This is a genomic window from Paenibacillus sp. FSL H3-0321, from assembly GCF_038002865.1.
Classification (GTDB): Bacteria; Bacillota; Bacilli; order Paenibacillales; family Paenibacillaceae; genus Paenibacillus_AQ.
This window is the reverse complement of sequence record NZ_JBBODH010000001.1, coordinates 1,410,511-1,423,998: the sequence shown is the minus strand read 5'-3', so window position 1 is coordinate 1,423,998 and position 13,488 is coordinate 1,410,511. Positions and strand designations below refer to the sequence as shown.

At 51.1% G+C, this 13,488-nt stretch carries 9 protein-coding genes; 7 read left to right on the top strand and 2 right to left on the bottom strand.

What is annotated here, in order from left to right; genetic code table 11:
• The first annotated feature begins 163 nt into the window (after positions 1-163).
• From MHI45_RS06240 to MHI45_RS06215, 6 genes are all read left to right on the top strand, one after another.
• Positions 164-1,738 carry an N-acetylmuramoyl-L-alanine amidase family protein gene (locus tag MHI45_RS06240; RefSeq protein ID WP_076109803.1) on the top strand — a complete coding sequence of 525 codons (1,575 nt, stop codon included), beginning with the start codon at positions 164-166 and terminating at the stop codon, positions 1,736-1,738.
• A gap of 163 nt (positions 1,739-1,901) precedes the next feature.
• The gene (locus MHI45_RS06235; protein ID WP_076109802.1) at positions 1,902-3,338 is read left to right on the top strand and encodes an N-acetylmuramoyl-L-alanine amidase family protein; all 1,437 of its coding nucleotides are present in this window, start codon (positions 1,902-1,904) and stop codon (positions 3,336-3,338) included.
• Between the two features lie 113 nt (positions 3,339-3,451).
• A complete protein-coding gene (locus tag MHI45_RS06230; RefSeq protein ID WP_076109801.1) occupies positions 3,452-4,120 on the top strand; it encodes a GerMN domain-containing protein in 669 nt (222 codons plus the stop codon).
• Between the two features lie 80 nt (positions 4,121-4,200).
• Positions 4,201-7,290: an S-layer homology domain-containing protein gene (locus MHI45_RS06225; RefSeq protein ID WP_076109800.1), complete on the top strand. Its 3,090-nt coding sequence runs from the start codon at positions 4,201-4,203 to the stop codon at positions 7,288-7,290.
• A 168-nt stretch (positions 7,291-7,458) separates the two neighbouring features.
• The gene (gene nth / locus MHI45_RS06220; protein WP_038600229.1) at positions 7,459-8,169 is read left to right on the top strand and encodes an endonuclease III; all 711 of its coding nucleotides are present in this window, start codon (positions 7,459-7,461) and stop codon (positions 8,167-8,169) included.
• 2 nt (positions 8,170-8,171) lie between these two features.
• A complete protein-coding gene (locus MHI45_RS06215) occupies positions 8,172-8,438 on the top strand; it encodes a hypothetical protein (RefSeq protein ID WP_038594340.1) in 267 nt (88 codons plus the stop codon).
• Positions 8,439-8,526: 88 nt separating this feature from the next.
• On the opposite strand, the gene MHI45_RS06210 is transcribed toward MHI45_RS06215, so the two are convergent.
• Together MHI45_RS06210 and MHI45_RS06205 are read right to left on the bottom strand one after the other, a co-directional pair.
• The gene (locus MHI45_RS06210) at positions 8,527-9,078 is read right to left on the bottom strand and encodes a DUF2812 domain-containing protein (protein WP_076109799.1); all 552 of its coding nucleotides are present in this window, start codon (positions 9,076-9,078) and stop codon (positions 8,527-8,529) included.
• A complete protein-coding gene (locus MHI45_RS06205; protein WP_076109798.1) occupies positions 9,065-9,418 on the bottom strand; it encodes a PadR family transcriptional regulator in 354 nt (117 codons plus the stop codon). Before MHI45_RS06205 ends, MHI45_RS06210 begins: the two co-directional genes overlap by 14 nt.
• 335 nt (positions 9,419-9,753) lie before the next feature.
• Between MHI45_RS06205 and MHI45_RS06200 the strand changes: the two genes are divergently transcribed.
• On the top strand, positions 9,754-13,434 hold the full coding sequence (locus MHI45_RS06200; protein WP_341159856.1) for a dynamin family protein: 3,681 nt from the start codon (positions 9,754-9,756) through the stop codon (positions 13,432-13,434).
• Positions 13,435-13,488 lie beyond the last annotated feature (54 nt).

The following is a 13,488-nucleotide window of genomic DNA, read 5'->3' as shown; positions in this document are numbered from 1 at the left end:
TTTACAAATTTTACACAAAACTTCTATTTCCGGGTGTCGGAAATAGAAGTTTTTTTGCTATAATCGATATATTCATTGCCGCAGAAGGCAACTTTTGGAGATTTCTGTCGTCTTAATCTTATCTATGTATCTATCATTTACCAGAAGGAGAGGAAAAGAAAGGATGAGAAGAGCCGGACAACGGGTGTTATTATTGCTGCTGCTGCCACTGTTACTGCTATCATTCGCCGGCCATGAAGCTGCCGCCGCCGGAAGCGGGACAGGCAAGATTATTATGGATAATCAGGAGCTGACAATGCCCAAAGGCGCCAAAATTGAATATGTCGATGGAAGCGTTATGATTCCTATTCGGGTAGTTGTGGAGAATCTGGGGTTCAAAGTCGACTGGGAGCCGAAGTCGCGTAAAGTAACCGTTCAACAGGATGGCAGAAGCGTTCTGCTGGCCGTAGGAAGCAAAACGGCTGAAGCCGATGGAACTACACTAGCTCTAAATGCGGCACCCAAGCAGAATAATGGAACTGTACTAGTGCCTATCCGATTTGTAAGTGAGCAATTTGGTCTTATAGTGGGCTGGGACAACAGCGACAAAACTGTCTATTTAAGCGGCGGTTCTACAAGCGGTACGGATATTTCTGCAACTCCAGCGCCGTCCGCCAGTTCAACACCGGTGCCCGCATTGAGTCCAAGTCCGACCCCTGTCCCGAATGAAACTGGATCAGAGGGAGAGATCGTGACAGGAACCGCAGGCCCAACACCAACGCCGATCCCCGGCAGCGGCGGTACGATAGTTACGTCGCCTCAGATCATGGGAGCAGTGTTCAGCGAAAATCGTTTGATCGTTTCCGCCACGGGTGGAGCCAAGCCTACTGTTACCAAGATGAGCGGTCCTGACCGGATTGTGGTTGATTTCCCCAATACCTCGTTTGCAGCGGATTTCGTTGGCAGTCTGCCTGGCACAGCCCCTAACGGCAGTCCGCAAGGTAAGCTGGATGTTACCGGTTACCCATTGATTTCGGAAGTCCGTTATGCGCTGTTCAGTTCTAATCCCTCTACCGTAAGGTTCGTTATTCAAACGATCGGAACACAGCCATATCAGGTAAGTACTGACGACAGCACCGGACTGGTTACAATTGATTTAAATGTAGTGGCTAATGGAGGCAGTACTACCGTAGGACCGGGAATCACAGGAAAACCGGTTGTCGTTCTCGACGCGGGACACGGCGGTAAACAATCTGGAGCCGTAAGCCTGACAGGGAAGCTGGAGAAAAATTTCAATCTCTCAGTTGTGAATAAGGTTGGAGCACTGCTTCTGCAGGAAGGTCTGGTCGACGTGGTGTTTACGCGTACGGATGACAGCACACTCGGTCTGCAGGATCGGGTCGTAATTGCTGAAGCAAATAAAGCGAACCTGTTTATTTCAGTGCATGGAAACTCGCTGGAGCTCACTTATCCCAACAGGGAAAAGATCAATGGCAGTGAGACTTACTATTCCCGTACTGAAAGTCTGCCGCTCGCCCAGGTTCTCCACAAGCATCTGGTCGCGGGAACAGGCTTCAAGGACAACGGAATCAGGAGCAAAAGTCTGCATGTTACAAGAGAAACTACAATGCCGGCAGTGCTGCTGGAGGTAGGTTATCTTACCAATCAGGGGAATGAGGCGGGCATGTATGATGGCCAGTTTCAAGACAGGCTGGCTAGGGAAATCGTAGCCGGAATTAAGGAATATTTGGGATTATAGATATTGAATCTTGTTAATAGGGCTCTGAATTACTAGCTTTTTAATGGGATTTATTCGCAACTTTTAGCGGATACCAGCGTCTAATCAATGTCGAGGGTTGTCAATGGCGAGATCATCATGAACGCCGTTCTCTGGCGGAATACTAGATTCTTAGAGGTGAAGAATGAAGAAATTTGCTTTTACGCTGTTGCTGCTGCTCTTTGTACTGGTATTGCCGGAGCATGGACATGCTGCTGCCGGGAATAAGATCTATCTGGATGGCCAGGAGCTGACAGCAGGGCAGGATGCGCCGGTCGAAAATGTAAAGAACTCAGTTATGGTGCCGCTAAGAATGATCGCCGAAAACCTTGGCTATAAGGTGGATTGGGATCAGAAGAGCAAGACAGTTACAATTGAACAGCAGGGCAAGACGATCAAGCTGATCGTGGATCAAACGGCGGCTTCCGTTGATGACAAAACCGTGATTCTCACGGCGGCGCCAGTAGCGCGCGCAGGTACTACACTCGTACCGATCCGGTTTGTCAGCGAGCAGTTTGGCCTTACTGTCACCTGGGATAACGCCCAGAAGACTGTAAACATTATTACCCCGGAAACTGGCGGTAATAACACCGGTTCAGAGGGAAGTTCTGGTGACGGTGGATCAACCGTCGTTGTTCCTCCGGCAGAGTCGACAAGCGGCCTGACAATGGTTAATGGCATCAGCTTCAGCCAGAACCGTCTGACCATTGCAATGGATGGAAGCTCCGCGCCGAATATAACGAAGATGACAGGGCCGGACCGGATTGTAGTCGACCTGCCAAATGCCACGTTCTCGGATGTGTTCGGAAGTGGACAAGAACTTGACCCCAACCTGAATGGCAAACTTGCTGTAACGGATTACCCGGATGTATCAGGTGTACGTTATTCTTTGTACAGTACAAGCCCTTATACCGTCCGCTTTGTAATTGATTTGAACACTTCCAAGAACTATAGTCTTGAAGTATCAGGTGATGCCTCTAAGCTGGTTGTGGTTGATCTGAATGCGCAAAGCACGGAAGATACGACGACACAGCCCGGCAATAACGGCCGGAAGCTGGTGGTGCTGGATGCCGGCCATGGCGCCAAGGATTCCGGAGCTGTAGGGGTTACCGGTAAATATGAAAAGAATTTTAATTTGGCCGTTGTTCTTAAAGCAGCAGAGCTGCTGAAACAGGAGAATAAAATCGATGTGGTGCTTACTCGCAGCGATGATACGTTCCTGGAATTAAAAGACCGTGCGGGTATGGCCAATAAACTTAAGGCTGATCTGTTTATTTCCGTCCATGCGAACAGCAGTGGTTCATCGGCTGCAAGTGGAACAGAAACTTATTATCAGCGGGAAGCGAGCAAGGAACTGGCGAAAGTGATGCATAAGTATCTTGTCAAGGCGACCGGGCTTAGCGACCGTGGTGTAAGATATGGCAATTTCCACGTCATTCGTGAGACGACAATGCCTGCTGTACTACTGGAAGTAGGTTACTTAAGCAATAAAGGCGATGAATCGCTGTTGTTCTCGGAAACATTGCAGAACAATGTGGCAGCATCCATGGTCAGCGGTATCAAGGAATATCTGGGAATGTAACAGCAGACTTAGCGGCAGATGAGAGCTGCGAAGCCAGCTTTCGGCCTGATCTGCAGGCGAAAGAGGCTTTGCAGTTCTGTCTGCCCGTATTCATCTAGAGGGGGTAAATGTTGATGAACAAAAAACTGACATATGCAGGGGTTGCAGCACTTCTTCTACTGGTGATATCAGGCTGCGGAGACAAGCCGGCTGCAGCACCGGCTGATGAAGCGGGACAAAATTCCCCTACAGTCGTTAGCGGAGCCGAAGGAAATAACGGAAATGGAGACAGCAAGAGTGACAGCAACAGCAATGCAGGAGGGCTCAACACACCCGCCACTGCCGAGCCGGTCAGCACCGATGCTCCTGTTGCAACGGACAAGCCTGTTGAAGTTGACAAACAAAGCCAGAGCATTTCCACGTACTACACGGATTCGCAGCAGATGGAGCTTGTGAAGGCTGCGGCAAAGATAAGCTTCGCGAACGATACGGAGAAATATACTGAAGCATTCAAAACGCTGCAAAACAGCGATAAGGCGGATATGATCCCGTTATGGAGTGGTATTGAGCTTAAATCACTTAAATTTACGGATGGACAGGTTGTGATGGACATCCATAAACCGGCTGAGGCTCAACTGGGCGCTGGCGGTGAATCCATGGCCATCAGTGCACTGGCCCAACTCTTCTTCCAGTTCGAAGAAGTGAAAAGCGTTGAGCTTCTGGTTGATGGTGAACAAGTGGAAAGTCTAATGGGGCATGTGGATTTAGAGCATCCAATAACCCGGGAGAACAGCGCTTTATAAACGTTTCACAGGAAATTTGGAAATGTTTGCCGAATTACTAGTATACCATTTACATGAAGCATAGAGAGGGGAATAACCTATTGTCCGGTCATAAAAGATCCAATCACTCTATTAAAGCTTATTCCACCAAAGCGGCATCTGCTGTTCTGGCCGGCGCTATGGTGCTTGGCAGTGCGGGGGCTGCGTTCGCTGAGAGCGCAGCTACTGCTGCCCCTAAAGCTACGACTGCGCCTGCAGCAACAGCAACACCAAAAGCTACGGCAACGCCTGCAGCAACAGCTACACCAAAAGCTACGGCAACGCCTGCAGCAACAGCAACACCGAAAGCTACGGCAACGCCTGCAGCAACAGCAACACCGAAAGCTACGGCAACGCCTGCAGCAACAGCAACACCAAAAGCTACGGCAACGCCTGCAGCAACAGCAATACCAAAAGCTACGGCAACGCCTGCAGCAACAGCTACGCCAAAAGCTACGGCAACGCCTGCAGCAACAGCTACACCAAAAGCTACAGCAACACCTGCAGCAACAGCTACGCCAGCAGCTACAACTGCACCTACAGCTACGCCACCTGCAGCTGCACCAGGATTGTTCAGCGATGTAAAAACAGGCTTCTGGGCAGAAAAACATATCTATAAGCTGGCAGCGCAAGGTCTTGTTGTCGGAAATAACGGATTATTCCGTGCGGGTGACTCTGTTACCCAGCAGGAAGCTGTGCTGATCGCACTTCGCTTCATGAAGCTTGAGGATAAAGTAAATGCCGGCACTGACGTAGTGCTTCCGACTAATTTCCAGGTGTCCAATTATTTCAAGCCGTTTGTTGTGCTGGCTTTCCAGCAGGGCCTTCTGGACAAGACGGTTGAAATGTCGGCGGATAATCTAAAGACATCCTGGGGTGACCGCAAGGCATCACGTGAATGGATTGCCGAATTGCTGGTCCGTGCTCTTGGCAAAAACTCCGAAGCGGCCGCAGTATCAGGCAAGCCGACTAGCTTCGCTGATGATGCCAAGGTTTCGGCGAATAAGCGGGGTTACGTGAACACTGCCGTGGAATTGGGACTGGCCAATGGTCTTGACGGCAACCGCTTTGATCCACAAGGAGCGGTAACCCGTGCACAAGTGGCAACTTTCTTCAGCCGCGCAGAAGCATTTAACACTATAGGGTATGACAACACAGTCAAAGGGAGCATCAGTGCCTTGAAGGACGGGAAAATGACCGTTTACAGCAACGGTTCACCGTCTGTCTTCAATTTGACTCCCGTAACTGCATACTACACTAGTACGGCGGACACAAGAATCAGTCTGAATGATGTTCAGCCGTATACCAAAGTAACCGTTATTGGTGCAACCTATAATGCAGCTTATGTTGAGGTGACAGATCCTGCCCAGCAGGTGGTAAGTGTCGAAGGGAACTTTGCCAAGATCACTCCAAGTACGATTTGGCTTGATTCTGCTACGGGATATGACCAGTACAGCTATGATACCGATACTTCTTTTGTAGATGTAAATGGAAGCACGATTAGTTCCGGAGCAATTACCGCAAACAGTAAAGTTACCTTGCTGCGTGAAACTTTCACAGGAACTAATAAGGTGGTAAAGGTTCAGGTGACCTCGGGCGTTGTGAACAAAACGACTACAGGGACAATTCAAAGTGTGGATCAGGCAGCAAAAAGCATCACGTTCAAAAATGCTTCCGGAATTGCGGAAACGTTCAAGTGGGAAGACGGGGTTACGCTGTTCAGTTCGCAAAACGCAGTTCTGCTGCCAGCCGACCTGAAGACCGGAGCCGCTGTGAAATATACGATAAATAGCAATGTCATCCGTTCGGTGGAAGTGACTTCGGGCACGGAGCGAACGGTAGAGGGATCGATTTATGAGCTTACAAGCTCAAGCATTATTTATAAAAAGTCTGACGGTGCGCGCGAAGTGAAGCTGTTGGCTACATCGCCGGCGCCGACAATTGTGATACCTAACGTTGCTAACCCGGTAATCGGTGATCTGCTTGCCGATGCGACCAGTGGAGACAATGTTCAGATTACCCTCAACAGCTCTGATCAGGTGACAAAGATTGAAGTGCTGAACCGCCAGCTGGATGAATTTATCGGTGCGACTGTAATTGCTTTTAATAGCAAGACAAAGCTGCTGACAGTTATGGACGGAAAAAGTAAAGCACATCTGGTACAGATTGATGACAAGACAAAACTTGCTTTTGACGAGGGCATTACCACATCATTGACTACTATGGGGATATATCTCTACGAAGGGCGCAGGGTGGATGTAAAAGCTGTCGGCCAGCGGGCCCTTTCGGTAGAAACCAGCACCAAATATACAGGAACCCTGTCCGAGATTAATACAACAACCAGAACGATTGTTCTAAAGCTCGCAGGGGGGCAAACTCTTACCCTGGGTTATCCACAGGTAATAGATATTCTTGGACGTACATCTTCTGCCATCACAGATATACCTCTTAACTCATCGGTAACCGCAGTGCTTACGAGCAATCAGGATGTCATCTCAGTGCTTAAAGTGAACTCATCAGTACAAGTTGAAATCACTACCCTTAATGCACCAATGAATAAGCTGGGTGTGAAATGGTCCGGAGGAACGCTTGAACTGAATACTTTGACTTTAGCAATGACCAATGAAGCAGGGCAAACCCTGAAAATTGGCGACTTGAAGGTCGGTGATTATGTGAATCTGACCGTAAGCGGCAGCACTCCAGTATCACTTCAGTACATCAAGCAGAATACTGGTGTTGTGTCGTCAGTAGATGCAGCTGCGGGTTCGTTCGTACTTAAGGATTATGCAGGCACCTCCCAGACGTTTGCAGTCAGCGGTGGCGTAAAAATTATCCGTGACGGTGTCACTACGACAGGTCTTGGCAGTCTTACTACAGCTGACCGGGTGGATGTCCGCAAAGATGCTGACGGATCAGCGATCGTCACTGTACTGAAGCAGCTTAGCCGCTCGGTTTCGCGCTACGACAGCCTAAATAACCAGATCGTAACCAAACGATCTTCTCTGAGCGATACGAATTATCAGTTCGCGATCACTTCGAGTGTATATATTCACCAGGGTGACACGACTTTATCCGTGCAATCTCTCAAAGAAAATGATAATATTATATTGTATTTCAAAAACGATGTCTTAGTTGAAGTCGTGAAACAATAGTGGCAATGGTGATTTTCCGTGAGAAACACCGTCTTGATCCAGGAGATTGTCTGGATCAAGACGTTTTTTTTGAAATATAAGCGGTTATACTTGTTTATATTTCTATACATCAGAGAAGATACGCTCGTCTGGTTTGTTGAGTGTAAATACTCCGTGGAGGGGACGCCGGTGAAAGTTGCAGAGGTCCGCCACATTCTGGATACGATTCGAGACATGTTTCCTGATGCGCATTGCGAACTGAATCACAGCAACGCTTTTGAGCTAACCATTGCGGTGCTGCTGTCAGCCCAATGTACGGACGCAACAGTGAACAAAGTGACCGAGGACCTGTTCCAAAAGTACAAAACCCCTCTTGACTATATTTCCGTGCCGCTGGAGGAATTGGAGAGGGATATCCGGCGTATCGGCTTGTATCGCAATAAGGCTAAGCATATTCAAAGCCTTTGTTCTATTCTCATAGAGCAATATGGCGGAGAAGTGCCACAGGCTCATGACTTGCTGGTAACATTGCCCGGGGTCGGCCGCAAGACCGCGAATGTCGTTGTGTCCAACGCTTTTGGCGTACCTGCGATTGCTGTGGATACCCATGTGGAACGGGTATCCAAGCGGCTCGCACTTGCGGGCTGGAAGGATTCCGTACTGGAAGTGGAGAAGAAGCTGATGAAGGCGGTGCCGCGTGAGGAATGGACACTTACACATCATCGACTGATCTTTTTTGGCCGCTATCACTGCAAAGCCCAGAATCCAAGTTGTCAGGTTTGCCCGCTCTTGGATGTATGCCGTGAGGGCAAGAAACGTATGAAAACAGCTGTAATCAGGAAAGATAATGATGTTTTAAAGGCAAGTAAAAAGTTAGAGATGAAGAAGAGGATGGGATAGAGATGAAATGCATTTCTGTATATACCAATAATTTTGAAGCTTTTTCCGATATTTTTGACCGAGTAGTGGAAAGTCCGTTGGAAGAAAATGAAGAGCAGGAAGTAGAAGGCATCACGATCAGCCATTCTGGCGATGTGCCTGAGCATTACCTGGAACGGATGTCCCAGAAGCCTGAAGTGGTTGTTATGAGAGACAAATCCCGTGGTCTGACCATTCTGCAGCACGGTAAAGTATTCGAAATTCTGCTTCCGGTACTGGAAACAGCGTAATAGGATTTACACACAAAGAGTCGGCCTTGGGGCCGGCTCTTTGTTCGTAGTGCGTTATTGAGAACGCGGGCATCTTTATGGAATGGTCTTAAGAGGAGAACTTCCTTAAACGCAAGGAGTATGCAATATAGACCATGGTGGAAGGTACGAATGCCATGACGCACAACACTAAGACTACGAGAGATGAGTACTCCAGAAGTGAACTGTTCCATACCTTTGTAGACAGGGACCTTAAAGCAATGCTTCCTAAGGTCAGCAACAGTGTTATGAAAGCTGATGTTTTGCTGCTTCGGGCAACCTTGGTATATTTGTCATATATAGTCGCTCGGTCAGTATGGATGGGAACAGTTCCCGGTTCTGCCGAGAAGATATGGAAGTCTCCGGCGGAGCAGACATAAGTCCAGCCGCTGTCCGCAAAAATATTATGGTACTCTGCCTCCTCTTCCTTTGGCAATTCACGTATATCCAGACAGTAAATCTGCTTATGCGGCGTTCCCCTGCGGATTACGTAACCAATTAAAGAGAAATGATCCAGGAACCAGCCTTTTTCTGATAGTGTGCTTAATTTGTCCATATCTGCTTCCTCGCTAATAGCGAGACCTTTCCATATCACATAACGTGTTTGTTTATCCTTCTTCATCAGATGATCCCTCCTTCGCAGTTTGTATTGCGGCATTCCCGTGTGCAGCCATTCTAAGTCTCCGTTCGATTTCAGCTGTAATAAGTAGCTCCCCACTCTGAGTAATCTGATAAGTCTTCCGCCGGTCATCGTCGTCCTCATTCAATAGGATGTAGCCTGATTTCTGCATTTTCTTGATTAAGGTGTAAAGTGTTGCGGGCCCGATTTTGACTTCTCCGGTCGTCAGTTCTTCGATATATTTCATGATCGCATAGCCGTGTTTCGGAGAGAGTAAGGCAAGCAGGATGTAGTAAGCCGAATCAGTCAACTGTTCGGTCTGCAGGGAATTTGCTCTGGACATTGGCGCACCTCCATTTTCTAAATTAATAGGTATATCTGATTTGGATATATCCATTATTGATATATCCGATATGGATATAATAATTCCATAATATTGCATTGTCAAGTCATGGATGCATAATTTTCCGTCAACTGAATTTTGTAAAGGTTTATAGGGGATTTTGTAATTCGTGAATATTTGATTTGTGGCAAACTGGTGATAAAATGTAATTATTCTAGTTATGTCATTTATTTTTACGTTAAGATATATTTATTTTAGATATCGCTTTATGAAGGGTACGTACATAGACTTCAAACAAAGTCGATTTTTTCTAGGATGCAGCGGAGGTGGAGATAGTGGCAGCAGAACAAACCAAGAATAAAACAGTGAATTTGACGGATTCGCCGCTTACTCTGCTGGGAGCACTGATGGAACGGTGGGGGGAGACGGAAACGCAGCGGGTACTCTCCGATTTGGAGAGTAAAGAGTGTGCCCGTGAGCTGACACTCGCCTTTTGCGGACATTTTTCGGCAGGGAAGTCGAGTATGATTAACAGGTTATGCGGCAGCAATGTACTGCCTTCCGGGCCCGTTCCGACCAGTGCCAATGTCGTGTCTATCCGTAGCGGAGCACCACTCGTACTGCTCTATCCCAAGGTGGAAGGACAAAATGAGACAAATTCCCCATGGGAGACCACACCGGAGAAATTGCAGGAATATTGCCGCAAGGGCGGTGATTATTCAGCGATTGAAGTCTGGGGGGATGTGCCTTTGCTTGGAGCACATGGTGTTCTGATGGACACCCCGGGGGTTGATTCCACGGATGACGGGCATCAAGCCGCGACGCGTTCCGCACTGCACTTGGCCGATGTGGTGTTTTATGTGATGGATTACAATCATGTGCAGTCGGAGAATAACCTGGCTTTTGCCAAAAACCTCAGTGATTGGGGCAAACCGCTGTATCTTATTATCAATCAGATTGACAAGCACCGTGAACAGGAAATTGCCATTGAAGCCTACCGGCAGCAATTGGAAAGCGCTTTCCACGAATGGGGAATTCAATCCGCAGGTATTTTGTTCACTTCACTTAAGGACATGGAGCATCCGCTAAATCAATGGGACGGTCTGCTTATACTGATTCGCCAGCTGCTGGATCATCGGGAGGAGCTGCTTGGCTACAGCTTGTCCCGCTCGGTACATCATGTGGCCGATGCGGTTGTGACAGAATACCGCGAGCAGCAGCAGGAGGAGCGCGAAACGCTGCTGGAAACATCAGGTGGTGCGGATAAGTACTCCGTGGAAAGAGCGCTTCAGGCTTGTAACGAAGAGCGTAAGGAGCTTGCAGAGCTGCCTGATCAGTCAATCCTAACGCTGCGCAATGCACTCGATGCGCTGCTGGGCAACAGCAATCTGATGCCTGCCGATGTAAGGGAAGCTGCGGGTGCTTATGCTGAAAGCCTGGCTCCCGGCTTCCGGCAAGGCCTGCTGTTTACGGCTGCGAAACGGGAGAAGGTGCAAGCAGAACGGCTAAAAGCCTGGCACGGACTGCAAACGCGGGAAATCACCGCCCAACTGGAATGGCATATTCTTCAGTTGGTCCGGGAATGGGCCGAAGGCCTTGGCGTGTGGGAGGAGGGGGCCGAGAATCTGCTCAAGCAAAGTTTTCCGGCGGTGAGCCAGGAGTGGCTGGCGGCTTCGGTGAAGCCGGGAACCGGGGCCTCGGGCGAGGCGTTGCTTAATTTCACCCGCGCGCTTGCGGCTGAAATTAAAGCCCAGTTCCGCCGGGCGGCCCTGTCTCTTGGCGATGAGCTGCTGGCGAAGCTGCCGCCGCTGCTGGAAGAGCGGCGCGCCGAGGTCTCGCGCCGCGAAGAAGCCCTGCAGCGGCAGGCGCGCGCGCTCGCCGCGCTGGGTGCCCTTGACCGCGCGGCGGATGCCCGCGCGGCAGAGCTCGCGGCGCTGCTGCTGCCGCGCCGGACCCTCACCCCCGGCACTCTGCCGGAGGTGAGGGTTGCCCCGCGGGCAGGCGCCAGCAGCGCCGCACCGCGGGAGGGCCGGCCGCTGCCGGGCACAGCGGCCGGAAGGCCTGCCGCCGCAGCCTGGGCGGCAGGGCCGGTTTCGCCGGCGGGCGGACGCCGCCGGCTCACGAAGGCCGCAGCGGCGCTGAGCGCTGCGGCAGAGCTGCTGCGCGGCGAACCGGCCATGGCCTCGGCGGCGCGCAGCCTTGCGGCACGGGCGGAGAGCATCGCCGCCGGCCGCTTTACGATGGCGCTGTTCGGAGCGTTCAGCGCCGGTAAATCCTCCTTCGCCAATGCGCTGCTGGGCGAAGAAGTGCTGCCTGTGTCTCCTCACCCCGCCACAGCAGCGGTGAACCGCATCCTGTCACCGGAAGGGGAGTTCCGCCATGCCAGCGCGGTGGTGACGATGAAGACCGCGGAGGATTTCTGGGAGGACATCCTCCATTCCTTCAGCGTACTGCAGCTTGCCCCGCCGCAGCGGCAAAGCTGGACCGCTGAGGTGGCAGGGCTGAAGGTCAGCGGACTGCATCCTTCCGCCCTGCCGCATGCCGGATTCCTGCGGGCGGCGGCTGCGGGATGGTCAGAAGCGGAGGGACTGCTGGGAACGGTGCGGACTGTTGATCTGCAGGAATACCGTGGACTGGTCGCCGAGGAGACCCGGGCCTGTTTTGTGCAGGGGATTGACCTGTATTATGACTGTCCCTTGACCGCGAGCGGCATTGTGCTCGTGGATACCCCTGGCGCGGATTCCCTGCATGCCCGTCATACCGGTGTAACCTTCGGTTACATGAAGAATGCGGACGCGATATGTTTTGTGACCTATTATAATCATGCCTTTTCCAAAGCGGACCGTGGTCTGCTGGCCCAACTGGGAAGAATTAAAGACAGCTTTGCGCTGGATAAAATGTTCTTTATCATCAACGCTTCTGATTTGGCCGCAGACGAAGCGGAGCTGGAAGAGGTGAAGGGGCATGTCGCGCAGAACCTGCGTGCCGGCGGCCTTACCTCGCCGCGGATATATACCTTGTCCAGCCTGCTGGCGCTGCAAGGCAAAACAGACCACAACCGGGAGGCTTATGAAAGCTCCCGTTTCCAGACCTTTGAAGAGGCGCTTGCGGAATTCGCGGGCGGAGAACTGCCGCGGTTGTCGCTTGCAGCCGCGCAAGAGAACATTGCCTCCGTGCGCATGCGGGCGGAAGAATGGCAGAAGCTGGCCGAGATGGAGGCAGGAAGGCGTGAAGCCGGACTGCTGGAGCTCCAGGAACGCCGCCGCACCGCAGAAGCACGGCTCACGGCGCTTTCCGCCGAGGAACGTCCGCTGCGCGACCTGCGCCGGGAAGGTGAAGAACTGCTCTATCATGTGCGGCAGCGGATCGGATTTGCTTTCGGCCGTTTCTTCCAGGAATCCTTCCATCCTTCCGTGCTGCGTGAGGATAGCGGAAATCTGAAAGATATCTTTACAGCCTGTGGCAGAGAGCTGGAACGCACCCTTGAGCGCGAGCTGGAACAGGAATTGTGGGCGACTACCTTGCGCCTGGAAGCGGCAGGTCAAAAACTCGTGCGGACGGCAGCTTCATCGGCCGCGTCGGAACTGTCGATTTCGGCTCAGGAGCTTCAGCTCATGGACAATGCCGAAGAAAACTGGCCTTCCCCGGATAAGCTGGAGTGCCGGTTATCCCCTCTGGATTGGGCAGCATTATGGGGCCGCTTCAAATCGCCGCGTCATTTCTTTGAGGGGCCGGGGCGTAACGAAGTCAGAGCATCAGCGGACCCTTGGCTGAAGGAAGCAGTTGCCGGAGCCGCCGGAACGCAGGAAGATTTATTATTGGATTTTTATACGGGTGTAGCGGAGCAGGCGTTGAAACGTTCGGCAGAAACACTCCGAGCAGCTCTGGCTGAGCGGGAGGAAGTGATGTCCGGTCTCTTGAAAGGGGGTGATTCTGCGGAACATTGGGGCCAACTTGGCCATCAATTAAATGTTCTGGAGAGAAGTTTCGACGATATCGTAGACGGCGATCTGTGAAGATTGTAGGAAAATGTCGAAGAAGGCTTGCAATCTGGTCGTTGATGGAAGAAA